This window comes from Pseudomonas sp. 22490, assembly GCF_052044465.1.
Taxonomy (GTDB): Bacteria; Pseudomonadota; Gammaproteobacteria; order Pseudomonadales; family Pseudomonadaceae; genus Pseudomonas; species Pseudomonas aeruginosa.
The window spans coordinates 46,004-69,421 of sequence record NZ_JBQENS010000018.1 but is presented as its reverse complement, the minus strand read 5'-3'; the positions used below and the strand labels follow the sequence as shown (position 1 = coordinate 69,421).

Annotated in this window: 23 protein-coding genes and 3 pseudogenes; 17 read left to right on the top strand and 9 right to left on the bottom strand. The window is 67.1% G+C overall.

From position 1 onward, the window contains the following. The first annotated feature begins 133 nt into the window (after positions 1–133). The 4 genes and pseudogenes from ACTJJX_RS20085 to ACTJJX_RS20070 all read left to right on the top strand — a co-directional run bounded on the left by ACTJJX_RS20085 (position 134) and on the right by ACTJJX_RS20070 (position 3,208). On the top strand, positions 134–472 hold the full coding sequence (locus tag ACTJJX_RS20085) for a hypothetical protein (RefSeq protein WP_003112384.1): 339 nt from the start codon (positions 134–136) through the stop codon (positions 470–472). 182 nt (positions 473–654) lie between these two features. Continuing rightward, entirely contained in the window at positions 655–1,005 is a 351-nt protein-coding gene (locus tag ACTJJX_RS20080) for a YciI family protein (protein ID WP_003082795.1), read from the top strand. Between the two features lie 174 nt (positions 1,006–1,179). Continuing rightward, positions 1,180–1,929 carry a DUF899 domain-containing protein gene (locus ACTJJX_RS20075; RefSeq protein ID WP_003107663.1) on the top strand — a complete coding sequence of 250 codons (750 nt, stop codon included), beginning with the start codon at positions 1,180–1,182 and terminating at the stop codon, positions 1,927–1,929. Positions 1,930–1,946: 17 nt separating this feature from the next. Then, a pseudogene (locus ACTJJX_RS20070) lies at positions 1,947–3,208 on the top strand (RNA polymerase sigma factor). Positions 3,209–3,215: 7 nt separating this feature from the next. Here ACTJJX_RS20070 and ACTJJX_RS20065 read toward each other — a convergent pair. The 3 genes from ACTJJX_RS20065 to ACTJJX_RS20055 all read right to left on the bottom strand — a co-directional run bounded on the left by ACTJJX_RS20065 (position 3,216) and on the right by ACTJJX_RS20055 (position 5,472). Further along, the gene (locus ACTJJX_RS20065; protein WP_003145238.1) at positions 3,216–4,427 is read right to left on the bottom strand and encodes an MFS transporter; all 1,212 of its coding nucleotides are present in this window, start codon (positions 4,425–4,427) and stop codon (positions 3,216–3,218) included. A 169-nt stretch (positions 4,428–4,596) separates the two neighbouring features. Further along, positions 4,597–5,010 carry a VOC family protein gene (locus ACTJJX_RS20060; protein WP_016851809.1) on the bottom strand — a complete coding sequence of 138 codons (414 nt, stop codon included), beginning with the start codon at positions 5,008–5,010 and terminating at the stop codon, positions 4,597–4,599. Positions 5,011–5,046: 36 nt separating this feature from the next. Next, a complete protein-coding gene (locus tag ACTJJX_RS20055; RefSeq protein ID WP_003086910.1) occupies positions 5,047–5,472 on the bottom strand; it encodes a YciI family protein in 426 nt (141 codons plus the stop codon). A 257-nt stretch (positions 5,473–5,729) separates the two neighbouring features. On the opposite strand from ACTJJX_RS20055, the gene ACTJJX_RS20050 reads away from it, so the two are divergent. From ACTJJX_RS20050 to ACTJJX_RS20040, 3 genes are all read left to right on the top strand, one after another. Beyond that, on the top strand, positions 5,730–5,999 hold the full coding sequence (locus tag ACTJJX_RS20050) for a MoaD/ThiS family protein (RefSeq protein ID WP_003086912.1): 270 nt from the start codon (positions 5,730–5,732) through the stop codon (positions 5,997–5,999). A gap of 22 nt (positions 6,000–6,021) precedes the next feature. Further along, positions 6,022–7,128 carry a WD40/YVTN/BNR-like repeat-containing protein gene (locus ACTJJX_RS20045; protein ID WP_440782017.1) on the top strand — a complete coding sequence of 369 codons (1,107 nt, stop codon included), beginning with the start codon at positions 6,022–6,024 and terminating at the stop codon, positions 7,126–7,128. Positions 7,129–7,196: 68 nt separating this feature from the next. Beyond that, positions 7,197–7,673 (top strand): YbaK/EbsC family protein, encoded by a 477-nt coding sequence (locus ACTJJX_RS20040; protein WP_003086914.1) that lies wholly within the window; start codon positions 7,197–7,199, stop codon positions 7,671–7,673. A gap of 15 nt (positions 7,674–7,688) precedes the next feature. Here ACTJJX_RS20040 and ACTJJX_RS20035 read toward each other — a convergent pair whose 3' ends face one another. Next, the gene (locus tag ACTJJX_RS20035; protein WP_016851806.1) at positions 7,689–8,087 is read right to left on the bottom strand and encodes a VOC family protein; all 399 of its coding nucleotides are present in this window, start codon (positions 8,085–8,087) and stop codon (positions 7,689–7,691) included. Positions 8,088–8,124: 37 nt separating this feature from the next. After that, positions 8,125–8,775 (bottom strand): helix-turn-helix domain-containing protein, encoded by a 651-nt coding sequence (locus ACTJJX_RS20030; protein ID WP_003133347.1) that lies wholly within the window; start codon positions 8,773–8,775, stop codon positions 8,125–8,127. On the opposite strand from ACTJJX_RS20030, the gene rhtA reads away from it, so the two are divergent. Continuing rightward, a complete protein-coding gene (rhtA, locus tag ACTJJX_RS20025; RefSeq protein WP_003086919.1) occupies positions 8,774–9,667 on the top strand; it encodes a threonine/homoserine exporter RhtA in 894 nt (297 codons plus the stop codon). The genes ACTJJX_RS20030 and rhtA overlap by 2 nt on opposite strands. Here rhtA and pmpM read toward each other — a convergent pair. Continuing rightward, on the bottom strand, positions 9,650–11,083 hold the full coding sequence (pmpM, locus tag ACTJJX_RS20020) for a proton-coupled multidrug efflux MATE transporter PmpM (protein ID WP_003123004.1): 1,434 nt from the start codon (positions 11,081–11,083) through the stop codon (positions 9,650–9,652). The genes rhtA and pmpM overlap by 18 nt on opposite strands. A gap of 413 nt (positions 11,084–11,496) precedes the next feature. Between pmpM and ACTJJX_RS20015 the strand changes: the two genes are divergently transcribed. From ACTJJX_RS20015 to ACTJJX_RS20000, 4 genes are all read left to right on the top strand, one after another. Next, positions 11,497–11,820, top strand: a complete 324-nt coding sequence (locus tag ACTJJX_RS20015; protein ID WP_012614325.1) for a hypothetical protein — start codon at positions 11,497–11,499, stop codon at positions 11,818–11,820. 228 nt (positions 11,821–12,048) lie between these two features. Then, positions 12,049–12,573 carry an RNA polymerase sigma factor gene (locus tag ACTJJX_RS20010; RefSeq protein ID WP_003086922.1) on the top strand — a complete coding sequence of 175 codons (525 nt, stop codon included), beginning with the start codon at positions 12,049–12,051 and terminating at the stop codon, positions 12,571–12,573. Further along, the gene (locus ACTJJX_RS20005) at positions 12,570–13,412 is read left to right on the top strand and encodes a FecR family protein (RefSeq protein WP_003118651.1); all 843 of its coding nucleotides are present in this window, start codon (positions 12,570–12,572) and stop codon (positions 13,410–13,412) included. The genes ACTJJX_RS20010 and ACTJJX_RS20005 overlap by 4 nt, the downstream gene beginning before the upstream one ends. 77 nt (positions 13,413–13,489) lie before the next feature. Then, on the top strand, positions 13,490–15,931 hold the full coding sequence (locus ACTJJX_RS20000; protein ID WP_016851805.1) for a TonB-dependent siderophore receptor: 2,442 nt from the start codon (positions 13,490–13,492) through the stop codon (positions 15,929–15,931). Between the two features lie 160 nt (positions 15,932–16,091). Here ACTJJX_RS20000 and ACTJJX_RS19995 read toward each other — a convergent pair whose 3' ends face one another. The 3 genes from ACTJJX_RS19995 to fabF all read right to left on the bottom strand — a co-directional run bounded on the left by ACTJJX_RS19995 (position 16,092) and on the right by fabF (position 20,225). Continuing rightward, positions 16,092–16,928, bottom strand: coding sequence for a PhzF family phenazine biosynthesis protein (locus ACTJJX_RS19995; RefSeq protein ID WP_003140336.1), 837 nt, complete (start codon positions 16,926–16,928; stop codon positions 16,092–16,094). Positions 16,929–17,111: 183 nt separating this feature from the next. Further along, positions 17,112–18,401: an antiviral reverse transcriptase Drt2 gene (drt2, locus tag ACTJJX_RS19990; protein WP_016851804.1), complete on the bottom strand. Its 1,290-nt coding sequence runs from the start codon at positions 18,399–18,401 to the stop codon at positions 17,112–17,114. A 555-nt stretch (positions 18,402–18,956) separates the two neighbouring features. Then, positions 18,957–20,225 (bottom strand): beta-ketoacyl-ACP synthase II, encoded by a 1,269-nt coding sequence (gene fabF / locus ACTJJX_RS19985; RefSeq protein WP_016851802.1) that lies wholly within the window; start codon positions 20,223–20,225, stop codon positions 18,957–18,959. 108 nt (positions 20,226–20,333) lie between these two features. Here fabF and ACTJJX_RS19980 point away from each other — a divergent pair, with 108 nt between their 5' ends. The 5 genes and pseudogenes from ACTJJX_RS19980 to ACTJJX_RS19960 all read left to right on the top strand — a co-directional run bounded on the left by ACTJJX_RS19980 (position 20,334) and on the right by ACTJJX_RS19960 (position 23,212). Then, entirely contained in the window at positions 20,334–20,840 is a 507-nt protein-coding gene (locus tag ACTJJX_RS19980) for a winged helix-turn-helix transcriptional regulator (protein ID WP_003086962.1), read from the top strand. Between the two features lie 214 nt (positions 20,841–21,054). Beyond that, the gene (gene pdxB / locus ACTJJX_RS19975; RefSeq protein WP_003112396.1) at positions 21,055–22,197 is read left to right on the top strand and encodes a 4-phosphoerythronate dehydrogenase PdxB; all 1,143 of its coding nucleotides are present in this window, start codon (positions 21,055–21,057) and stop codon (positions 22,195–22,197) included. Positions 22,198–22,396: 199 nt separating this feature from the next. Then, a pseudogene (locus ACTJJX_RS19970) lies at positions 22,397–22,747 on the top strand (Arm DNA-binding domain-containing protein); the annotation flags it as partial. Positions 22,748–22,749: 2 nt separating this feature from the next. Then, positions 22,750–22,944 (top strand): annotated as a pseudogene (locus tag ACTJJX_RS19965) (integrase domain-containing protein); the annotation flags it as partial. Next, complete coding sequence (locus tag ACTJJX_RS19960) at positions 22,937–23,212, top strand: hypothetical protein (protein WP_071536978.1); 276 nt, start codon at positions 22,937–22,939, stop codon at positions 23,210–23,212. The pseudogene ACTJJX_RS19965 and the gene ACTJJX_RS19960, both read left to right, overlap by 8 nt. Positions 23,213–23,418 lie beyond the last annotated feature (206 nt).

Genomic DNA, 23,418 nt, shown 5'->3' with positions numbered 1-23,418 from the left:
AGGTGGCCAGGGTCCTATCGAACAATTCCAGGAATTCCCTTTTTCCAATGCGCGATGCCGCTGGTCCGTACTTTGCTCGCCGGGGCCGTTGCGCGGCTATGGTGGAAGTCCCGAGGCCTATCGAGGCTTTGTCATGTCGCGTGTGCTTTTCCTGCTCCTGGCCATGGTGCTCGCCGGCCTGGGCCAACCGACCCTCGCCGCGCCCCTGCCGGACGAGCTGCCGGCAGCCTTACCCGCCGCGCCGCCGGTCGCGCCGTTGCCCATGGGCAGCGCGCCACAGCCGCAACCGGAGGCCGCCGAGCCGGACCTGCCGGGCAGCGACGCGGCCAGCGCCGACGGGGAGGCGACGACCAAGGACGGCTTGAAGATCGGCAACGGCAGTCTCCGCCTGCGCCAGGACGATCCCGGGCCGACCCGGGAAAGCCCGCTGCGCGATCCCCGCCTGAATCCCTACGCACCGCGCCAGCCCTGACCGACGGCCCGCGCCCGGTGGCCGGGCGGGTCTAGGCTTGTGCTGCGGTCGGCGGCGTTCCACGGCGAGCGCCGACCGTTCGTCCGCGCCGCGGGCTTTTTTCCCCGCCGCTGTCGAAAGGCGCCCTCGCCGGGCGACTACCGAACGAACGGATCGTCGATCCGCACCAGGAGCCCACCGCCATGAAATACCTCTGCCTGATCTATTTCGACGAAGCGAAGCTGGCCGCCGTGCCGGCCGAGGAGCTTGCCGCCATCGTCGACGAGTGCATGACCTACTCCGACCAGTTGGGCAAGGCCGGCCACTACATCGCCTCGCACGCCCTGCAGTCGGTGCAGACCGCCACCACCCTGCGCCACCAGGGCGGGCGGCTGGCGATGACCGACGGGCCGTTCGCCGAGACCAAGGAGCAACTCGGCGGTTTCTACCTGATCGAGGCGCGCGACCTCAACCAGGCCCTGCAGATCGCCGCGAAGATTCCGCCGGGACGGCTCGGCTGCGTCGAAGTGCGACCGGTCAAGGAATGGGAGTGAGGGCGCCCGGCGCCGGAGGTGAAGCATGTGCCCCCTGTGCATCGCATCCCTGTCCCTGGTGTGCGCCGGCGGCGCTTCGCTGGCCGGCTTCGCCCTGGCGACCGGGCGCCGGCGCCGCTGGCGGAACGACCCCGGGCAGGCTGGAAAACCGAGAGTTTCCGTGGAGAATCGGCAATGAATCCTTCTTTGCAGGACCACCCGGTGAGCAACCGGGAACAATGGCTGGACGCCCGTCGCCGTCTGCTGGCGCGGGAAAAGCAACTCACCCGCCTGCGCGACCAGGTCGCCGCCGAACGACGCGAACTGCCCTGGGTCAGGGTGGACAAGGACTACCGCTTCCAGGGCGAGCGCGGCGAGCGTTCGCTGGCCGAGTTGTTCGGCGGCAATAGCCAGCTAATCGTCTACCACTTCATGTTCGCGCCGGGCTGGAGCGAAGGCTGCGTCGGCTGTTCGTTCCTCGCCGACCACATCGACGGCGCCAACCGGCACCTGGCGCACCACGACGTCAGCCTGGTGGCGGTATCGCGCGCGCCCCTGGAGGAGTTCCAGGCGTTCCGCCGGCGCATGGGCTGGCGTTTCGACTGGTACTCCTCGTACGGCAGCGATTTCAACCGTGACTTCGGGGTGTCCTTCGACAAGGCGCAACTGGCCGCCGGCAGCGTCGACTACAACTACCAGCCGACCCCCGACGCCGGCGAGGAAATGCCGGGTGCCAGCGTGTTCCTGCGCAATCCGGCGGGCGAGGTGTTCCACACCTATTCGGCCTATGCGCGCGGCCTCGACATCCTGCTCACCACCTACAACTTCCTCGACCTGACGCCCAAGGGGCGCAACGAGGACGCGATCATGGACTGGCTGCGTCACCACGACCGCTACGACGAGGCGCCGAAAAGCGCCTGCTGCCACGCGCAGGCCAGCCATTGAGGGAGCACGGCGAGCCGTTGCGCAGCCGCATCGAGGCGCTGTACCGCGAGGAGTCGCGGCGCGTGCTGGCGACCCTGATCCGCCTGCTCGGCGATTTCGAGCTGGCCGAGGAAGCCTTGCACGACGCCTTCATCGCCGCCGTCGAGCAGTGGCCGCGCGACGGTATCCCGCGCAACCCGCGCGCCTGGCTGGTTTCCGCCGGGCGCTTCAAGGCCATCGACAACCTGCGCCGGCGAGCGCGCTTCGACGCCTCGCAGCGACTGCTCGCCGAGCAACTGGAAGAGCAGGCCGAGGCGCCGGCGGAGGAGGGCGATGCGGTGGAAGACGACCGGCTACGCCTGATCTTCACCTGCTGCCACCCGGCGCTGACCCCCGAGGCACAGGTGGCGCTGACCCTGCGCGAGGTCTGCGACCTGCGCACCGAGGAGATCGCCCGCGCCTTCCTCGCCGCGCCCAGCGCCATCGCCCAACGCATCGTGCGGGCCAAGAACAAGATCCGCGAGGCCCGGATTCCCTACCAGGTACCGACCCTGGAGGAACTCCCCGAGCGGCTGGGCAACGTCCTGCAAGTGATCTACCTGGTGTTCAACGAGGGCTACTCGGCCTCCACCGGCACCAGCCTGACCCGCGCCGATCTCAGCGGCGAGGCGATCCGCGTCGGCCGCCTGCTGGTCGAGCTGCTGCCCGACCCCGAGGCCCTCGGCCTGCTCGCCCTGATGTTGCTGCACGACTCGCGGCGCCAGGCGCGGATCTCGGCCAGCGGCGAACTGGTGCGGCTCGACGAGCAGGACCGCACGCTATGGGATCGCGGACTGATCGTCGAGGGGCTCGGCCTGGTCGAGCGGGCCCTGGCCAGCCGCCGCGTCGGGCCCTACACCCTGCAGGCGGCGATCGTCGCGGTGCACGCCCAGGCGCCGCGCGCCGAGGACACCGACTGGGCACGGATCGTCGCCCTCTACGACGCGCTGCTGTACCTGGCGCCGTCGCCGGTGGTCGAACTCAACCGCGCCGTGGCCTTGGCCATGCGCGATGGCGTCGAGGTCGGGCTGGCCGTGGTCGATGCGTTGCTGGCGTCGAGGTCGGGCTGGCCGTGGTCGATGCGTTGCTGGCGCGAGGTGAACTGGCCGATTACCACCTGGCGCACTCGGCGCGTGCCGACTTCTGCCGCCGTCTCGGTCGCCGCCGCGAGGCCCGCGAGGCCTACCGCGCGGCGCTGGCCCTGGCGCGCCAGGAGCCGGAGCGGCGCTTCATCGAGCAGCGCCTGCGCGAACTCGATTGAAGCCGGCTCAGGCGCCGTTGGCGCAGGCCGTACGCGCTTCGCCGCCAACGCCACGGGTGAACCACCAGAACGCCAGGGCCGCCAGGCTGATCGCCGCGCCGAGCAGGCTCACCGCGTCCCAGCCGGCCCAGGCGTACATGGCGGTGCCGGCGCTGGCGCCGAGGCCGCTGCCGGCGGCGTAGAACAGCATGTAGCAACCCACCAGGCGGCTGTGGGCGCGCGGGTCGATGGCGAAGACCAGGCTCTGGTTGAGCACATGGATCGCCTGGCCGGCGAGATCGAGCAGCAGCACGCCGAGAATCAGCGCCGCCAGCGAATGCGCGCCGAGGGCGAGCGGCAGCCAGGACAGCAGCAACAGCAGCAGGGCGCCGCCGCTGAGCGCCTGGGCGTGGCCGCGATCGGCCAGGCTGCCGGCCCGCGCCGCGCCCAGCGCGCCGAGCGCGCCGACCAGGCCGAAGGCGCCGATGGCGCTGTGCGACAGCGAATACGGCGGCGCGCCGAGCAGCAATACCAGGCTGCTCCAGAACACCCCGAAGGCGGCGAACATCAACAGCCCGAGCAGGCCGCGCACCTGCAGCACGCGCTGGCTCGCCAGCAGGCCGAACATCGAGCCGAGCAGCTGCCGGTAGGACAGCCCCAGTTCGTTGCTCGGCGCCGCCGGCAGTACCCGCCAGAGCAGCAGGCCAAGCCCGCCCATGCTCGCTGCCGAGACCAGGTAGACGCTGCGCCAGCCGCCGAGGTCGGCGAGCAGCCCGGCCAGGCTGCGCGCCAGCAGCAGGCCGATCACCACGCCGCCCTGCGCCGCGCCGACCACCCGCCCGCGCTCGCCAGGCGCCGCCAGCGCCGCGGCGTAGGCCAGCAGTCCCTGGGTCATGGCGGTGCCGAGCAGGCCCAGTCCGAGCAGCCCCAGCGCCAGGCCGAGGGTATCGCCGGCGAAGCCCACCAGCAGCAGCGACAGCACCAGCAGCAGGAGCTGGACGAACATCAGCCGGCGCCGCTCCAGCAGGTCGCCCAGCGGCACCACCAGCAGCAGCGCCAGGGCGCAACCGGCCTGGGTCGCGCCGAACAGCAGGCCGACCCCGGCCTGGCCGATGGCGAACTCGGCACCGAGGACGTCCAGCAGCGGCTGGGCGTAATAGACGTTGGCCACGCTGAGACCGCAGGCGACGGCGAACAGCAGCACCAGCGCGGAGGGGAGGGAGGATGGCGAGGATGGCATGCGAAGCGCTCCGTAAGGTTTCAATATGAAACTAAGGCGGAGGCTAGGAATTTTGGTTTTAAAATGCAACTTAAATTATCGCGGCAGTGCGTCTATCGATCGCGACTCGCGCACAGCGGAACGCGGGCCCGCCGCCGATTCACCTGGCGGCGGGCCCGCGTAGCGGACGCTACCGGTCCTGCTCGCAGTTGACCATCCAGGCCACGCCGAAGCGGTCGGTGAACATGCCGAAGCTCGCCGCCCAGAAGGTCGGGCCCAGCGGCATCTGGACCGAGCCGCCCTCGGCGAGGGCGTTGAACAGGCGCTCGGCCTCGGCCTTGCTGTCGACGTTGAGGCTGATGGAACAGCCCTTGATGCCTTCGTAGGGATAGGCCGGGTGATTGTCCGAGGCCATCAGGGCGAAGCTGCCGACCACCAGCCGTGCGTGCATGATCTTGTTTTTCCAGTCGGCCGGGATGTCGCCGCACTCGGGGCTGTCGCCGAACGGCAGCATGGCCTCCAGGGTGCCGCCCAGGTGCTGGTGGTAGCAGCTGAAGGCCTCCCGGCAATTACCGTTGAAGATCAGGTAGGGGACGATTTGCATGGCGCTTTCCTCGTTCTTGGCGGAGTGCGGGGCGGTTCAGTTGCGTTTTTCCAGCTCGGCGCGCAGGCGCTCCTCGCGCTCGCGCAGTTCCGGGGTGAACTCCTCGCCGAAGTCCTCGGCCTCGAAGACCTGGCGGATCTCGATCTCGGATTCGCCGTCGAATGGGTTCGGGCATCGCTTGACCCACTCGATGGCCTCTTCCAGGGAGGCCACCTGGAACATCCAGAAACCGGCGATCAGCTCGCGGGTCTCGGCGAAGGGGCCGTCGATCACCGTCCGCGCGTTGCCGGAGAAACGCACCCGGGCGCCCTTGGCGCTGGGCTGTAGCCCTTCGCCGGCGAGCATCACCCCGGCCTTGACCAGTTCCTCGTTGTAGCGGCCCATCGCCGCGAGCAGTTCCTCGCTGGGCATCTCGCCGGCTTCGGAAGCCTGGGTGGCCTTGACGATCACCATGAATCTCATCTGCGTTCTCCTTGTTGTTCTGCGCAATGACGGCCCGTTCTGGCCCGCCTCCCGAACTGGTCGAACGGCGGGCCGGCGGATCGACAGGCGACGGCGGTTTTTTCGCTGGCCGGGGCAGTATAGGAGGCCCGCGCCGAGCGGCCGGGATGGCCGACGAGCGTCGCTGCGGAGTGTGCCGACCGCTGGGCGGGCCGCGCCAGCCGTGGCCTGCAGGGCTTCTACACTGTTCCAGCAGAACCATTTCCGCGAGCCTCGGCATGCCCCGTATCGTCTTCGCCCCGGCCATCCAGCGGCATGTCGCCATGCCCGCGCTGGATGTCGGCGCCGCCACCGTCGCCGCCGCCTTGCAGGCGGCCTTCGCCCGCGAGCCGCGCTTGCGCGGCTACCTGCTCGACGACCAGGGCAGCCTGCGCCGGCATGTGGCGCTGTTCGTCGATGGCGTGCAGGTCCGCGATCGCCGGGGATTGGGCGATCCGCTCCAAGACGATAGCGAGATCTACGTGGTGCAGGCGCTGAGCGGCGGTTGACCATGACAGAGGAGGACATCCGGTGAGCGAGCGACTCTATGTCGGCACCCGCAAGGGCCTGTTCGAGCTGCGGCGCAACGCGGCGGGCCAGTGGCTGCCGATGGCCAGCCACTTCCTCGGCGAGCCGTTGAGCATGCTCCTCGCCGACCCGCGCGACGGCGCGCTCTACGCGGCGCTGAACCTCGGCCATTTCGGCGTCAAGCTGTGGCGTCGCGACGCCGGCGCGACGGACTGGATGGAATGCGCGGTGCCGGTCTATCCGCCGCAGCCGCCAGCGGCCGAACCGCTGGAAGGCCAGGCGGCGGAGCCACCCTGGTCGCTACAGCAGTTGTGGATCCTCGAGCCAGGCGGCGCCGACCGGCCCGGCACGCTGTGGGCCGGGACCATCCCCGGCGGCCTGTTCCGCTCCGACGACCTTGGCGCCAGCTGGCGCCTCAACCGCGAACTCTGGGAACGACCCGAGCGCGCCCAGTGGTTCGGCGGCGGCTACGACCATCCCGGCATCCATTCCATCTGCGTCGACCCACGCGACAGTCGCCACCTCACCGTCGCGGTGTCCTGCGGCGGCGTCTGGCAGAGCCACGACGACGGCCGCAGCTGGACCTGCACCACCAAAGGCATGCGCGCCGACTACATGCCGCCGGAGCAGAGCGAGGAGGCGGCGATCCAGGACCCGCACCGCCTGGTGCAGTGCCAGGCGCGCCCGGAGTTCCTCTGGGTGCAGCACCACAACGGCATCTTCCGTTCCCGCGACGGCGGCCTGCATTGGCAGGGCGTGGTCGCCGAGCCGTCCAGCTTCGGTTTCGCCGTCGCCGTGCATCCGCGGCAGCCGGACACGGCCTGGTTCGTCCCGGCGACCAAGGACGAATGCCGCATTCCCAGGGACGCCCGTTTCGTGGTCACCCGCACCCGCGACGGTGGCCACAGCTTCGAGACCCTCGAGCGCGGCCTGCCCGATGGCCCGGCCTACGACCTGGTCTACCGCCACGGCCTGGACATCGACCCCAGCGGCGAGCGCCTGGCCATGGGCTCGACCACCGGCGGCCTGTGGCTCAGCGAGAACGGCGGGGAGGACTGGCAGCAGCTCTCCGCCAACCTGCCGCCTATCTACTGCGTGCGCTTCGCCTGAGCGCGCGGTGCTGGACAGCCTCGGCGCGCTTGCATAAGTTCGTGGGTTTTCGCCAAGGAGCCCACCCCATGAGCCTCGAATCCGTCCGGCGGTTCTTCGCCGAGAAAGCCCCGGACCTGCGCATCATCGAGCTGGAAACCAGCACCGCCACCGTCGCCCTGGCCGCCGAGGCCCATGGCGTGGAGCCGGGGCGCATCGCCAAGACCCTGTCGCTGCGGGTCGGCGAGCGCACCGTACTGGTAGTGGCGCGCGGCGACGCGCGGCTGGACAACCGCAAGATCAAGGCCGCCTTCGGCGGCAAGGCGAAGATGCTCGGCGCCGAGGACGTGGTCGAGCTGACCGGGCACCCGGTCGGCGGAGTCTGCCCGTTCGGCCTGGCGACGCCGCTGGCGGTGTACTGCGACGTCTCGCTGCAAGCCTTCGACGAAGTGCTTCCGGCCGCCGGGGCGGTGCACAGCGCGGTCCGCATCGCCCCGCAACGGATGGCCGAGCTGGTGGATGCGCAGTGGGTCGATGTGTGCCAGGAAGTCCTCCAGGAAGCCTGACGGCAACTGCCGGGCTCAGGCCAGATTGAGCTGCCAGGACACCCCGAAGCGGTCGGCCAGCCAGGCGAAACGCTGGCTGAAGCCGTAGTCGCCGAGCGGCATCAGGGCCTTGCCGCCGTCGCTCAGGGCCTCGGCCAGGCGCTCGATCTGCGCGTTGCTCTCGCACTCGACGAAGAAGGAGAACGCCGGGGTGAAATCGAAGGCGTGCCGCACATGGCTGTCGATGCAATGCACGCTCTGGTCGCCGAGGCGGAACAGCGCCTTCAGCACCGAGCCCTCCGGGCCCGGCCCCTCGGCGCCGTAGCGCTGGATCTGGAGGATCTCGGCGTCGTCGAACAGCGACAGGTAGAAGTTCATGGCCGCCTCGGCCTGGACCCCCTGGAACATCAGGAAGGGTCGTACGCGTGCGCTCATCGCGGTCTCCTCTGGAAGGCTGGCTCGAGGCTAGAGCCTAGCTCACCACGTTGCGGGTGAAACGCACCACCTCGTCGCCGTCGTTGACGTAGGCGTACGGCTGGTCGCTGGCGAAGGCATGGAAGTCGCCGGCCTCGATGCGCCGTTCGCCGTCGGCCAGTTCCAGGCGCAGGCGACCTTCGATGACCAGAACCATCTCCCGCCAGCCGGCGGCGTCGGGTTCCGATACGTAGCGCTCGCCCGGTCCCAGCGACCAGGCCCAGAGTTCCACCTCGCGCCGCGCCGGTGCGCTGGCGAGGAGGGTGGCGCGGCTCTCGGGGTGGTGGCCGACCCAGGCCACCGCATTGATCCGCGAGCGGTCGGTGGCCGGTGCCTGGACCAGGTCGGGGAACAGCACGCCGAGGGCGGCGGCGATACGGTCGAGGGTCGACAGGCTGACATTGACGTCGCCGCTCTCGATGCCCACCAGCATCCGCCGGCTGACACTGGCCGCGCGGGCCAGCGCTTCCTGGCTGAGGCCGGCTTGCAGGCGCAGGCGGCGGACGTTGCCGGAGACATGTTCGAGGACGCTGGGGCGTTCGGTAGGGCTGGGCAATATATTGCTCACTGTCGCGGTTTTGCGCATTATAGTGCACATCCCGTTTCCCGCAGTCCATCGGGCTGCTTCCCACTGCCGGACCTCTTCCATGACCTCCACCTCCCGCGGCCTCGCCGGAACGCTGTTGCCGGTCGGCCTGCTATTGATCGCCATGGCCTCGATCCAGAGCGGCGCCTCCCTGGCGAAAAGCATGTTCCCCCTGGTCGGCGCCCAGGGCACCACGGCCCTAAGGCTGTTCTTCGCCGCGCTGATCCTGCTGCTGCTCCTGCGTCCCTGGCGCAAGCGCCTGAGCCTGCAATCGCTGCGCTCGGTGGTGGTCTACGGCATCGCCCTGGGCGGCATGAACCTGCTGTTCTATCTCTCGGTGCGCACCGTGCCGCTGGGCATCGCGGTGGCTCTGGAGTTCACCGGGCCGCTGCTGGTGGCGATCCTCTCCTCGCGGCGCCTGCTGGACTTCCTCTGGATCGGCCTGGCGGTGTTCGGCATCTGGCTGTTGCTGCCGCTGGGCAACAGCGCCGAGCCGCTCGACCTGGTCGGCGCCGCCTATGCCCTCGGCGCCGGCGTGTGCTGGGCGCTGTACATCCTCTTCGGCCAGCGCGCCGGCGCCGACCATGGCGCCCAGGGCGCCGCGCTGGGGGTGCTGGTGGCGGCGATCCTGGTTGTGCCGATCGGCGTCGCCCACGCCGGCGCCGACCTCCTCGACCCGGCGCTGATCCCGTTGGCGCTGGGCGTCGCGGTGCTCTCCACGGCCTTGCCCTACACCCTGGAAATGGTCGCGCTGACCCGCCTGCCGGCGCGCACCTTCGGCACCCTGATGAGCATCGAGCCGGCCTTCGGCGCGCTCTCCGGGCTGCTGTTCCTCGGCGAGCGGCTGAGCCCGACCCAATGGCTGGCCATCGGCGCGATCATCCTCGCCTCGGTCGGCACTACCCTCAGCGTCAAGTCGCGTGGCGCCGCCCCGGCGCTACCGGCCAAGGACTGAGGCGGCCGCCGCGTCCTCCCGCTGCAGGCGCTCGTGCTGGCGGATGAAGCGCCGCGCGCTGCGCGCCAGGCGGATGCAGAGCATGATCGCCGCGCCGGTCAGGCCCACCACCAGGCCCTGCCACAGGCCGCGCGGTCCGGTGGGTTCCTGGAACCAGTCGGTGAGGCCGAGGCTGTAGCCCACCGGCAGGCCGATGCCCCAGTAGGCGAACAGGGTCATGATCATCGTCACCCGGGTGTCCTGGTAGCCGCGCAGGGCCCCGGCGGCGGTGACCTGCAGGGCGTCGGAGAACTGGAACAGCGCGGAGAACACGATCAGCGAGGCGGCGATGGCGATCACCGCCGGGTCCGGCGAATACATCGCGGCGATCTGCTCGCGCAGCAACAACATCAGGCTCGCCGAGACGCAGGCGTAGCCCAGCGCCGCGGCCATCCCCACGCCGGCGGCGAAGCGCGCGTCGCGCGGCAGGCCGGCGCCGAGGTTGTGGCCGACCCGCACGGTCACCGCCATCCCCAGCGAATAGGGAATCATGAACACCAGCGCGCTGAAGTTCAGGGCGATCTGGTGGCCGGCCACCACGTTCTCGTCGAGCCCGCCGATCAGCAGGGCGATCACCGAGAAGATGCTCGACTCGGCGAACACCGCGATGCCGATCGGCAGGCCGACCGCCACCAGCGGGCCGATGGTCGCGCGATCCGGCCACTCCCAGCGCGAGAACAACTGGCTGGCGCGGTAGATCGAGGCCTTGTTCACCCAGAACAGCATGCCGAGGAACATGAACCACATCACCGAGCCGGTGGCCCAGCCGCAGCCGGGGCCACCCATCTTCGGCATGCCGAAGTGGCCGTAGATCAGCGCGTAGTTGATCGGGATGTTCAGCAGCAGCCCGCCGATCCCCAGCACCATGCTCGGCCGGGTCCGTCCCAGGCCGTTGGTGTAGCAACGCAGTACGTGATACAGCGCCGCCGCCGGGAAGCCCAGGGCGATGCCCTTGAGGTACAGCAGGCTCGGCCCGATCAGTTCCGGGCGCACTTTCATCAAGCCGAGGATCGGCTCCGACAACCACCACAGCACCGCCCCCGACAGCGGTCCGATCAGCAGCGCCAGCCACAGCGCCTGGCGCACCAGCGGCCCGGTGCCGGGCTGGTCGCCGGCGCCATGGCGCTGGGCGACCTTGGCCGTGGTGGCGAGCAGGGTGCCGGTCATCAGCAGGAACATCGGGATCCAGATCGAGTTGCCCAGCGCCACCGCTGCCAGGTCGTGCGGACTGGCGCGCCCGGCCATCACCGCATCGACGAAGCCCATGGCGGTGGTCGCCAGTTGCGCGATCATGATCGGCGCGGCGAGGGTCAGCAGTTCCTTGAGTTCGGCGCGGATGCGCAAGCCACGGGAAAGGGGCAGGGCGGGGCTGTTCACGGCAGTCCTTGTCTGGGCAGGGGAACCGCGTAGTTTACGGGTTGACGGGGTGGTCAGGAAGGGTCAGCAGGGTCGTGCCGGTTGCCCAGCCCCCCACCGCGCTACGCGCAGACAAACGACCCTGCGCTGCCCGCTTGAGGCCCGACCCCGTAGGGCGAATAACCGCCTGGCGGTTATCCGCCGGATACCCGTGACAGCGGCGGATGACATGCCCTGGAAACGCCGGACATCTCCCCCAGACTTTTCCGCAGCCTCTCTCAGACGCCCAGGAATTGGATAAAAAACCAGTAGGAGGAAGATGGAGGGGTCGCCAAGTCCATCTGTTTTCTTGGGGGCAGAAAAGACGCGGGCCGCAGGTGCAGGAACACCTACGACCCGCTAACCAGAGACCAGCTTAACGAAGGAGCTGACCCATGGCTAAGGCCGATGATACGTCGAATCCCGCAATAACCGCAGAGTCCCCTTCCACCTTCATCCCCCTGCGACGCACCTCGCAATGCAACCAGCACCCCGGTTGCGCCACCCTCTACCTGGACAGCAGCGCAGCCAGCGAAGACCTGTTCGACACCGCCCGCCGCCGGCTGGAGTCGGCGATCGGAACGCTGAGCGTCCTCGACCTGCTCGACGAAACCGAAGAACCCGGTGAAAGCATCTGCCGCATCACCGGCTCCCTGCTGTCGTTGCTCAGCGACGCCCTGTCGCTGTTCGAGGCGGAATACGCACGCAGACACCGATAACCGGCGGAGGCGGTACCCCCCGGCAAGGCCGGGGGGTTGAGTACCGGGGCGAAAAGGGGATCCCTCTCCGCCCTGGCTCGGCAGTTGCGCGGGCGGGCGAAAGCTACCCGCCCGCTACGCACGCCAACCCAGGCAATCCCTGACGATGACCGGTCTTTCATCTGCGACTGTTTCTCATTTACACTCGGCCCCCATTCTTCGGAGCCAGGCTCCTTTCCTGGGTGCATCGTGCCGTTCGATCCCGCCAAGCCGACGCTGTTGTCCACACTGGTTCGTCACTACGAGGAACTGGTCGACCATGTTCGCCGGCGCTTCGGCGACCGGGGCATGGCGCGCGAAGTGGTGCACGACGTGTGCGTGCAGTTGCTCGAACGCGACGAGAAGGAGGACGTGCACACGCCCTTGGCCCTGCTGCGGAAAATCTCCCACGACGCCGCCGTGAGCCGCTATCGTAGCGACCGTCGTCGAACCGCCTGGGTGGAAGCCGTCGCCGAGCTTCCGGAAGTCGCCTGCATGGCGGCGACGCCCATGGGTCGCCATGAGGCCGAGCGCGAGTTCCAGGCACTGGTCGACGCCATCGCCACGCTTCCTCCTCGCTGCCAGGCAGTTTTCGTCATGCACAAGATCCACGAAGTTCCCCAGGCGCAAGTCGCCGACCGCCTCGGCATCTCCGTCAAGACCGTGGAAAAGCACCTGCGCCTCGGACTGGCGGCCTGCCGGGAACGGCTCGGCCGCGGCGAGGCACGGCCATGACCCAGCCCTCGAAACGGAATGGGCAGGTTCCGCTGGACGACGCTCTGGAGCGCCATCGCGACGCGCTGAAGGACCTGTTCCCGCTGCCGCCCTCCCGGCCGAAATCGCGCAAGGCAAGCAAGGCGGCCGGCGTCGCGCTATTGCTGGCGCTGGCCATCGGCGCCCTGGCCTGGCTGGACCCGGCCTACAAGCGCGAGCGCTTCGCCACCGCCATCGGTGAGCGGCGCGACGTGACCCTGGCCGACGGCAGCCAGCTCCTGCTCGACAGCGGCAGCCAGATCGAGGTCAGTTGGCACCCGCTCAGCCGCCGGGTCGCGTTGCGCGCGGGGCAGGTGCTTTTCGAGGTATCCCCGGCGCGCTATCGGCGCTTCGTGGTGTCCGTGGGTTCGACCGACATCCGCGTGCTCGGCACCCGGTTCAACGTGCGCCGCCTGGACGACGATGTCCGCGTGACCCTGGAGCGTGGCCGGGTGGAGGTCGGCACCTCGGCTACGGCGCAAGCGCCAGTCGTGCTCCTGCCGGGCCAGCAGGTCGATGCCATTGGCGGGCAACTGATGCCGCTGGCCAAGGTCGATGCCGCCACGGCGATGGCCTGGAAAGACGACCGCCTGGTCTTCGAGCGCACGCCCCTGGGCGAAGCCGTCGCGTTGCTGCGCCATTATCGCAAGGCGCCCATTCTCCTGGACGACCCCAGCCTGGCCTCCCTCCGGCTGACCGGCGTCTTCGCCGCGCACAACGCCGACCGGCTGCTCGACCTGCTGCCGAGCATCCTTCCCGTGGCCGTGTCGCGGCAGGAGGACGGCAGCGTCGAGATCCAACGCAAATCGACGCGAAAATAATTCTCGGACGCAGGTAGGGTTTCCCGCGCGCCGTGGCGGCTATCCAGGAAAAGCCAACCTGCATAGGAAATCGAGACGTGCATTTTTCCCTCCGCAGTCGCCACCTGCGTCCTTCATTGCTCGCCAGCAGCCTGCTCCTGGCGGTGTCGGCCCAGGGCCAGGAAAAGCTCGACGTGGATCTGCCCGCCGCGCCGCTCGGCCAGGCGATCAACGCCCTCGCGCAACAATCCTCGGTACAGATCCTTTTCGCTGGCGATCTCGGCGCCGGCCGCCAGGCGCCCGCGCTGAAGGGGCGTTTCACCCCCGAAGAGGCATTGCGCCAGTTGCTCAGGGATAGCGGCCTGAAGGCGCAGGCCAGGGACGAACATACCTTCATCGTCGTTCCGGCCAGCGAAGCCGCCGTGCCCGCTACGCAAGCCCGCAGCGAACCGCTGGACATGGAGCAGATGGAAATCACCGCCTCGCGCACCAGCAGCGACCTGGTCTCCGCCACGCGCCAGTCCACCGTCATCGAGCATGCCCAACTGGAGGAGCTGCGCCAGGGCTCCGACAGCCTGGCCACCGTGCTGGCCAAGGCGGTGCCGGGGATGTCCGATTCCAGCCGCACCATCACCGAATACGGCCAGACCCTGCGCGGGCGCAGCATGCTGGTGATGGTCGACGGCGTGCCGCTGAACACCAACCGCGACTCCTCGCGCAACCTGGCCAACATCGACCCGGCGCTGATCGAGCGGATCGAGGTCATCCGTGGCAGCAGCGCCATCTACGGCAGCGGCGCCACCGGCGGGATCATCTCCATCACCACCCGTCCGGCCGGCGGCGAGAACCGTGCGGAAACCCGCCTCAGCGCCACCTCGCCGCTGACCCGGCTGGGTAGCGATGGCCTCGGCGGCCAGTTCCAGCAATACTTCGCCGGCTCCCTGGGGGCGCTCGACTATTCGTTCGACTTCGGCACCCGTCACGTCGGCGCTTCCTACGACGCCCATGGCGACCGCATCGCCCCGGAACCCAGCCAGGGCGACCTGTTCGACTCGAACGTCTACAACATCGGCGGCAAGCTCGGCCTGCGCATCGACGAGAACCAGCGCGTGCAGCTCGCCCTCAGCCACTACGACGCCCGCCAGGACACCGACTACGCCACCGACCCGAGGGTCGCCAGGCTGCCGCCGGGCTCGGTCCCGGCCAACGCGATCAAGGGCCTGGAGCTGGACGAGCAGAACCGCATCCGCAACACCCTGGCGAACCTCGAGTACGAGAACCTCGACATCCTCGGCAGCCGGCTCTCCGCGCAGCTCTACTACCGCGACTATTTCACCCGCTTCACTCCGTTCGACGCCCGCGCCGTTTCCACCCGCGGCGGCAATGTCGACCAGATCATGCAGAACAGCGAAGTGTTCGGCAGCCGCCTGACCCTGCGCACGCCGCTGGGCGAAAGCGGCAATACCGAACTGGTCTGGGGCGGCGACTACAACCAGGAACGCAGCGACATGCCGCTCGACGTGTTCGACCCGGCGGCCTACGACGCCAGCGGCGGGCTGGTCTTCGACAAGATCGGCAAGCTCACCTACATGCCGCCGCTACGCACCCGCAGCGCCGGCGCGTTCGCCCAGTTGCAGCATCGCTTCGACGAACACTGGTCGATCGACGGCGGCCTGCGCTACGAATACTCCACCGCCGAATTCGACGACTTCATCCCGCTCTCCGAGTCCAAGGCCGCCTCGCCGGTGACCGTCAAGGGCGGCGACCTCGACTACGACGCGGTGCTGTCGAACCTCGGCATCGTCTATTCGCCGGTGGCTGGCCAGGAAATCTATGCCTCCTTCAGCCAGGGCTTCCAGCTGCCCGATGTCGGCATCCAGCTGCGCAACGCCCGCCGTGGCTTCGATATCGGCTCCTCGAACCTCGAACCGGTGAAGACCAACAACTACGAACTCGGCTGGCGTGGCGCCATCGGCGGCAACACCCTGGGCAGCCTGGCGCTGTTCTACACCACCTCCAAGCTGGGCGACGTGCAGAGCTTCAACAACGGCCTGATCCTCACCCGCACCAAGGAGCGCATCCACGGCGTCGAGGCCAGCGCCGACTGGCTCAGCGACGACGAAGTCTGGGGCGCGGGCGGCAGCGCCACCTGGATGCGCGGACGCGAGAAGCCGGACGGCAAGGACTGGCAGGACATGACCGGCTACCGCGTGCCGCCGCTGAAGCTGACCGCCTACCTGCAATACAAGCCGGATGCCGACTGGAACAACCGCCTGCAGGCCACCTTCTTCGACTCCAAGGACTACCGTCTCGACGGCGTGGAAAGCTTCGGCCGGCGCCAGGTCAGCACCTACACCACGGTCGACCTGGTCAGCCAGTACCGCATCACCCCCGACGACCAGTTGAGCCTGGGCATCCAGAACCTGTTCAACCGCGACTACTACCCGCTCTACAGCCAGTTGCTGCGCAACAACAACAACACCAGCCACCTGCCGGCGCCGGGCACGGTGCTGACGGCGAGCTATACACACAACTGGTGAGGGGAGGGCGGAGCCACCGGACCTGGGCGGGCCCGGTGGGCAGGGAGGGTGCTTCCAGAGGGAAGGCGGCCCCGTTGTCATGGGCAGGCATTTCCGTCCAATGCCGGACGCCGATCCAGGTCGGCCAGGTAATGGGGAAGGACAGGGTACGCCGTCCCGCTCAGAACACGACCTGCCCCGACATGCCCGGCTGCACCTCACCGCCGATCCAGATATCGCCGCCGATCTGCTCGACGCTTATCCGCCCCCGGCGACCCAAGGCCGTGCCCTGGCTCGCCGTGTAGCGCCCGGGCATGACTCCCGTGCCGATCAGCCATTGCGCCAGGCTCGCGTTGAGGCTGCCGGTGACGGGGTCTTCATTGAGTTCCTCGCCCATGAAGGCGCGCACTTCCACATCCGCCTCCGCCTGGGGACCTTGCCAGGGTGCGACCACCCCCACGTTGAGCCCGTCGAGCTGCGCGTAGTCCGGGCGAATGGCCAGGACCTCGTCACGCGTGGCCAGCCGAACGGCGACCCAGCCGGGTCCGTTGTCCACCCATTGGCTGCCGAGTACCTGCCCCGGGGACAGGCCAAGCCCGCTCTCGATCCGTCGCAACACCTCGTCTTCGACCGCTCCGCCACGAAGCAGGGGAGGCGCCGCGAACGACAGCAAGGCGCCCTTGCGGCGGATACGGATCAGGCCCGCCAGGCACTCCTGGACGATCTCGTCAGCAGCATTGCCGCCCCCCTGGTTCAGCCAGACCTGGCAGCTCCCCAGCGTCGGATGCCCGGCAAAGGGCAACTCCCGCAGCGGGGTGAAGATTCTTACGCGGTAGTCTGCTTCGGCAGTGGTCGGCCGCAGCAGGAAGGTCGTCTCGCTCAATTGGGTCCAGGCAGCGAACTCCAGCATCTGCTGGCTGCTCAGGCGGTCGGCGCCAATCACCACGGCAACGGCGTTGCCTTTGAAGGGCTGTTCGGAGAAGACATCGACTTGCTCGAAGGGTAACGAAACCGGCATGCGGCCTCCTGGAGTTATTGCGGGGGAGGATAGGGCAGGGGGCGGATGTCTGAACCGGGGGGAGGACTTTCGGGAGGCTTCGGGCTTCTCGTCAGGGGCAGCAATCGGCCAGAAGCAGTCATTAGCTGATAAGGCACACGCTCCTCCTCGCAAACCTTGCTTGAGGCCGGAAGCGTGGCTTATTCAATGTCGTTCGCCTTGCGCATCTGAAATGCGCTTGCGGAGCCTGTTCCAGTGTGGTTTGAGCTGCTTCTTGATCGATGGAGCGTTCATGATTCTGGCTGCCCGGTAGCCATAAGAAATGAAGTTCCTTCGGCCTAGGTAGGAGTACCGCTTGTACAGCTTCTTCAGGAACATCGAACGAGGCAACTGGCCTCTGGAAATTCGCTTGGCGTTGACCTTCTCCATGCATTGTTCCGCCATCCAGATGCCTTTCTTCACACGATCCCGGTAGCGAGCCAGTGACGATGAACGCAGGTAGATGTTGGCGCCGTCGAAGATAAAGCCCAGATATTGCAGAGGTCGGTCGGATCTCAAGCCCATAGCCGAGCGCTTAAATTTGCAGGTCTCCGTCTTGGAGGCCTGGATCTCCAGGCCAATCGCATTGACCCGTTGTTCGACTAGGGCTTTGGCCTCCGCTTCCTTCTCCAGCGGCACAATCAGCAGCACATCATCGCAATACCGGTAATAGGCACCCCCGCAGGTTTGGACATAGGTGTGGATCTGCTCATCGAATCCCATCATGTACACGTTGGACAGTAGGGCGCTGATAGGGGAGCCCTGAGGGATACCTTTTTTATCCTTGTTGGTTTTGATCAGGCCGCCATCACGCACCTTGGTTCGGAACTCGTGGGGCTCGCATATTCGCTTGCGGCCTGGTTTCGGATTGTTCTTGGAGAGCCCCAGCGTCTCGTAGACTTGGTCCCTGTAGACGAACGAGAACTTGGTGAGGGACCGATACACTGCGTAATGGTCGTCGGACAACTGGTTGGTGCCTAGTAGTGTCCGCCAGGCACTTTTGAGATGTGCATGATCTAAGTTGTCAAAGAAACCTTTGATGTCGATGGCGATGACGCAGCAAGAGTCTCGCGTCGCGATATCTAGAAACGCCTCGCGAGCAAAATTGATATTGCTTTTGCCAAGGGTCCGAAACGCCAGAATGGCGGGGGACCACTGCACCTTCGCCAGATGATCCTCGTAGGCCTGGTTCAGCAGTTCGCAGTAGTAGGAATAAATGTGGCTGTCGACATGCGCAGCGTAGGAAATGGGCCGTTCTTTGGGGGCTTTTTTGACTACCTTCCCTATGCTTTTGTCGAAAAACACTTTCTGTGTTTGTGCGACATAGCGAATAAACGGGTAAAAGGCATGCTTAGCAACAGTCTTAGGGCTTGATACTATCTCCAGTGCCGCAGCCTGGTTGATCGGGCGATCAAAGTGCAGATAGCCCCGAGATTTGTACCAATTTTCTGGCATCAGCGTACATCCATGTTCGAGCCAACCGGCCAGGCATAGGATGGCGGCAATCCTCAACCGCCTGGCCGGATAAACTCAAATGCTCCTCACATCATCCAATCGGTGTTGGTCACCCAGTCCGATTTCGCCGCGATTGCTAGGATCGACGTATAATGTCAGCGTCACACTTGGAGTACCTATGAAGATAAGTATCCGAGCGCTGCTAGCCGCACTGCTGGTCACCTTGGGTGGTTTCACCTGGGATGCCGCCTTGGGGCTTGACAGCTTGTGATGCACCTTCGGGTCTATACCCGAAGCGCTTGTAGACTAGCATAAGTCTGAGCTGAACACCCCCCTTTGCGCTAGGGCATGAACATGGTCTGTCCCGGAGATATCCGGGAAGTGCTAAAACTTCACACTGGCGAGATAGTGTCTGCTTTTGTTCGAAAGTGACCACTGAGCGCCCACTCCACAAGCAATTTCCCGCCCCCACGAATTCAGATCGTGGGGCATGCGACATGAGTGGCTTCCCCTCCGCCAGTGTGCTCAGGAGTGCCTGGCGGAGGGCCGGCCGCGCTACACCCAGCGCCGGAACAACAGGCTGGCATTCACCCCGCCGAAGCCGAAGCCATTGGACAGCGCGTGTTCCATCGGCCAGCGCCGGGCTTCGCCGCGAACCAGGTCGAGGCCCTCGGCGTCGGTGTCGGGCGTTTCCAGGTTGAGCGTGGCGGGGGCGAGCTGGTCGCGCAGTGCCAGGACCGTGAAGATCGCCTCGATGCCGCCGGCGGCGCCCAGGAGGTGGCCGGTGGCGGATTTGGTCGCGCTGATGGCGAGCCCGCTGCCGGTGCCGAACACGGCCTTGATGGCGGCCAGTTCGCCCTTGTCGCCTACTTGGGTGGAGGTGGCGTGGGCATTCAGGTGTTGCACCGCGGCCGCTTCCACGCCGGCCTGGCGCAGCGCCTGCTGCATGGCCCGGCGGGCACCGCTGCCATCTTCCGGCCCGGCGGTCATGTGGTAGGCGTCGGCGCTGGTGCCGTAGCCCACCAGCTCGGCGATGGGCCTGGCGCCGCGCGCCAGGGCGTGCTCCAGTTCCTCGATGACCAGTAGGCCGGCGCCTTCGCCCATGACGAAGCCGTCGCGGGCCTGGTCGAAGGGGCGCGAGGCGCGTTCGGGGCTGTCGTTGAAATCGCTGGACAGGGCGCGCGCGGCGGCGAAGCCGGCCAGGCTGACCCGGTGGATGGTCGCTTCCGCGCCGCCGCAGAGCGCCACGTCGACCTCTCCCGCGCGGATCATCCGCGCCGCGTCGCCGATGGCTTGCACGCCCGCCGCGCAGGCGGTCACCGGGGAGCCCAGCGGTCCCTTGAAGCCATGGCGGATCGACACATGGGCGGCCGCCATGTTGCAGAGAAAGGACGGGATGGTGAAGGGCGACAGGCGTCGCGGTCCCTTGCCGTCGGTGGTCCGCACCGCTTCGGCGATGGCATGGAAGCCGCCCACCCCGGAGGCGATGACGGTCGCTGTGCGCTCCTGCGCCTCGGTGCTCTGCGGCGCCCAGCCGGCCTGGGCCAGGGCCTCTTGCGCGGCGGCCAGGGCGAAAAGGATGAAGCGGTCCATCTTGCGTTGTTCCTTGGCGGCCAGCAGCAGGTCGGGATCGAAGCCGGCCTGCGGGTCCTGCACACGGTCGGGGACCTGGCCGCCGATGCTGATGGGCAGGTCGCCGATCAGCTCCGCTGGGAGCGTGGCGATGCCCGATTGCCCGGCCAGCAGGCGTTGCCATATGGGTTCGACTCCGCAGCCCAGCGGGCTGACCGCGCCCATGCCGGTGACGACGATACGTTTGCTCATGAGGGTCCGAGTCCTTCTGTTCCGTTGGAATAGCAGTCAGTGGACGTAACTATCATCATGAAAGTAACATGCGGACCAGCACTTTGTGAGCCTCGCCAAGGAAGAACCATGCAACGCAAGACCTTCGCCGATGCCGAATGCCCCATCGCCCGCAGCCTGGAACGGGTCGGCGAATGGTGGAGCATCCTGATCATGCGCGATGCGCTACAGGGCCTGCGCCGCTTCGACGAATTTTCCCGCAGCCTGGATATCGCGCCGAACATGCTCACCCGGCGCCTGAACGCGCTGGTGGAGGCGGGCCTGCTCGAACGCCAGCCCTACAGCCAGCGCCCGCTGCGCTATCAGTACGTGCCCACGGCCAAGGGCGAGGATTTTCGCGTCGTGCTCATGGCTTTCGTCGCTTGGGGCAATCGCCACTACGCAGAGGAAGGGCAGAGCGTGCAGCTCGTCGAGCGAACAAGCGGGCGGCCGGTGCGCTCGTTCATGGCGGCTCTCGCCGATGGCCGAACGGTACCGCTGGAGCAATGCACCGTGCAGGCCGGGCCTGCCGCCAGCGAGGAAATGCGCCAGCGCCTGGCGGCCATGCCGGAGCGGAGCGAGCTACCGGCTCGATGAACGGGCTCCCTGGCGTCCGCCGCCTGGTCGAGGAGACGGACGAGGCGTTCGCGGTTCTGTTCCTTGTAGCTGGCCATCGTTCGCGGTCGTGGTTGGGAAAAACGCGATCGTCGAGGCTTGCGCATGGCGCTGGCAGGTCCGCCTCGCGAGCCGTTCGGCAACACCGCGAGCCCTCGGCCTGCTAGAGTGTGCAGCCTCGTTCGCGGAGGTCTGCATGCGTATTCTCGCCGATGAAAACATTCCCGTGGTCGACGCCTTCTTCGCCGACCAGGGCTCCATTCGCCGCTTGCCCGGGCGCGCCATCGACCGCGCGGCGCTGGCCGAGGTCGACGTGCTGCTGGTGCGCTCGGTCACCGAGGTCAGCCGCGCCGCGCTGGCCGGCTCGCCGGTGCGCTTCGTCGGCACCTGCACCATCGGCACCGACCACCTCGACCTCGACTACTTCGCCGAGGCCGGCATCGCCTGGTCCAGCGCGCCCGGCTGCAACGCCCGCGGGGTGGTGGACTACGTGCTCGGCTGCCTGCTGGCGATGGCCGAGGTGCGCGGCGCCGACCTGGCCGAACGCACCTATGGCGTGGTCGGCGCCGGGCAGGTCGGCGGGCGGCTGGTGGAGGTGCTGCGCGGGCTGGGCTGGAAAGTGCTGGTCTGCGATCCGCCGCGCCAGGCACGCGAGCCGGACGGCGAATTCGTCTCGCTGGAACGGCTGCTGGCCGAGGCCGACGTGATCAGCCTGCACACTCCGCTGAACCGCGACGGCGAACACCCGACCCGCCACCTGCTGGATGAGCCCCGCCTGGCCGCCCTGCGTCCCGGCACCTGGCTGGTCAACGCCAGCCGTGGCGCGGTGGTCGACAACCAGGCCCTGCGCCGCCTGCTCGAAGGCGGCGCCGACCTGGAAGTGGCGCTGGACGTCTGGGAAGGCGAACCGCAGGCCGACCCCGAACTGGCCGCGCGCTGCCTGATCGCCACTCCGCACATCGCCGGCTACAGCCTGGAAGGCAAGCTGCGCGGCACCGCGCAGATCTACCAGGCCTACTGCGCCTGGCGCGGCATCGCCGAACGCGTGAGCCTGCAAGACGTGCTGCCGGAAACCTGGCTCGCCGGCCTGCAGCTCAACCCCGGCTGCGACCCGGCCTGGGCGCTGGCCACGCTGTGCCGCGCGGTGTACGACCCGCGCAGCGACGACGCCGCCTTCCGCCGCAGCCTGACCGGCGACAGCGCCACCCGCCGCGCCGCCTTCGACGCCCTGCGCAAACACTATCCGCCGCGGCGCGAGATTACCGGCCTGCGCGTCGCCACCGGTGGACAGGCGGAGTTGCAGCGGGTGGTGCGGGCGCTGGGGGCGCAGTTGGTCTAGGGGCGTGCGGCTGGGTCGATTCCTGTCTCCGCACCACGTCCAGCTCCACTGCATTCCGCCGAATGCTTTGGAAGCCCTCTAAACCGGCCTTCTGGCCGGTTTTTCGTTTCCACGTCCCTCCGTCGGGAACCAACAAAATCCCCAATAGCCGGGGGTATTTTTGGGGTAAAGCGTCTTTCCTGAATGGAGAACGTACCCTATGCCACGCCTAGCCATTCCGCTCAGCGACCTCAAATGCCGCACGGCCAAACCGCGTGATCGTGCTTATAAACTGTTCGACGGCGGGGGTATGTACCTGTACGTCGCGCCCAGTGGCTCGAAGACTTGGCGGCTGCGGTATTTCAAACTCAACGGCAAGGAAGGCACGCTGATCATTGGCAAGTACCCCATCGTTTCATTGGCCGTTGCGAGGACCAAGCGTGATGAGGCCAAGGCCTTGTTGCTCGATAACCTTGATCCAATGGAAGAAAAGCAGAAGGCCAAGATCGCTGCCCAGCGTGCGAGCCTTCTCTTTGAAACCGTTGCCCTGGAGTGGCACGTCGAAATGTCCGTGTTAACGGGGTAGAACCCCTTCGAACTACGTATGCATGCGAGCAAATCACCCAGCACCGCGCGCCAATCAACGACAGCCAACCTTGCTTGGTAGATAGGAACCTTGATCGTGAAGCCCGGAGGCAGCTTGGCTATGAGCTGGGGCACGGTCGGATCGACGTGGTCGCTGCCTACATTGGGGGCGCACGTGAGTAAGCAATTTGATATGGAGCTGTTTTTAGCTGGCGTATTGACCGGATCCTACGTGACGCGCCAACGTCATTTGCGGCAGGCGAGAATCATTCAGGCTGAAATCGCCAAGCGCTGGCATCGAGAGACGCTTTGGGGCTGGCAGAGAAAGCATGTGACTTGGTTTCTTGAGCATCATCTAGCACGGCGCAGTGAGACGATGCGATATTATTACGTGCTGACGATACGAATACTCGTTCGTCGTTTAGGAAAATCATGGACGTTTACCCTCTGAGCGAGGATCTGATTCTGATAGTCTCGGTCGACAGTAACCGACTGGGGGCTTGCTTCCGACGAAAGCAGCGAACGGAAATAAATGAATATTAGTGGCAAACCGCCGCTGCCAGGGGGTATTCTTGTCAAATTGGGCCAGGCCGCCTAAAGAATGCTAACCAGTATAAGGGATAGGTAGTTTATAGGTTCTGCGTTATTTATGGTTTA

Bases quoted from the DNA above. Each gene is read 5' to 3' on its own strand.
- ACTJJX_RS20085 (WP_003112384.1), top strand. From the start codon at position 134: ATGTCGCGTGTGCTTTTCCTGCTCCTGGCCATGGTGCTCGCCGGCCTG.
- ACTJJX_RS20080 (WP_003082795.1), top strand. From the start codon at position 655: ATGAAATACCTCTGCCTGATCTATTTCGACGAAGCGAAGCTGGCCGCC.
- ACTJJX_RS20075 (WP_003107663.1), top strand. From the start codon at position 1,180: ATGAATCCTTCTTTGCAGGACCACCCGGTGAGCAACCGGGAACAATGG.
- ACTJJX_RS20065 (WP_003145238.1), bottom strand. From the start codon at position 4,427: ATGCCATCCTCGCCATCCTCCCTCCCCTCCGCGCTGGTGCTGCTGTTC.
- ACTJJX_RS20060 (WP_016851809.1), bottom strand. From the start codon at position 5,010: ATGCAAATCGTCCCCTACCTGATCTTCAACGGTAATTGCCGGGAGGCC.
- ACTJJX_RS20055 (WP_003086910.1), bottom strand. From the start codon at position 5,472: ATGAGATTCATGGTGATCGTCAAGGCCACCCAGGCTTCCGAAGCCGGC.
- ACTJJX_RS20050 (WP_003086912.1), top strand. From the start codon at position 5,730: ATGCCCCGTATCGTCTTCGCCCCGGCCATCCAGCGGCATGTCGCCATG.
- ACTJJX_RS20040 (WP_003086914.1), top strand. From the start codon at position 7,197: ATGAGCCTCGAATCCGTCCGGCGGTTCTTCGCCGAGAAAGCCCCGGAC.
- ACTJJX_RS20035 (WP_016851806.1), bottom strand. From the start codon at position 8,087: ATGAGCGCACGCGTACGACCCTTCCTGATGTTCCAGGGGGTCCAGGCC.
- rhtA (WP_003086919.1), top strand. From the start codon at position 8,774: ATGACCTCCACCTCCCGCGGCCTCGCCGGAACGCTGTTGCCGGTCGGC.
- ACTJJX_RS20030 (WP_003133347.1), bottom strand. From the start codon at position 8,775: ATGGAAGAGGTCCGGCAGTGGGAAGCAGCCCGATGGACTGCGGGAAAC.
- ACTJJX_RS20015 (WP_012614325.1), top strand. From the start codon at position 11,497: ATGGCTAAGGCCGATGATACGTCGAATCCCGCAATAACCGCAGAGTCC.
- ACTJJX_RS20005 (WP_003118651.1), top strand. From the start codon at position 12,570: ATGACCCAGCCCTCGAAACGGAATGGGCAGGTTCCGCTGGACGACGCT.
- ACTJJX_RS19995 (WP_003140336.1), bottom strand. From the start codon at position 16,928: ATGCCGGTTTCGTTACCCTTCGAGCAAGTCGATGTCTTCTCCGAACAG.
- drt2 (WP_016851804.1), bottom strand. From the start codon at position 18,401: ATGCCAGAAAATTGGTACAAATCTCGGGGCTATCTGCACTTTGATCGC.
- fabF (WP_016851802.1), bottom strand. From the start codon at position 20,225: ATGAGCAAACGTATCGTCGTCACCGGCATGGGCGCGGTCAGCCCGCTG.
- ACTJJX_RS19980 (WP_003086962.1), top strand. From the start codon at position 20,334: ATGCAACGCAAGACCTTCGCCGATGCCGAATGCCCCATCGCCCGCAGC.
- pdxB (WP_003112396.1), top strand. From the start codon at position 21,055: ATGCGTATTCTCGCCGATGAAAACATTCCCGTGGTCGACGCCTTCTTC.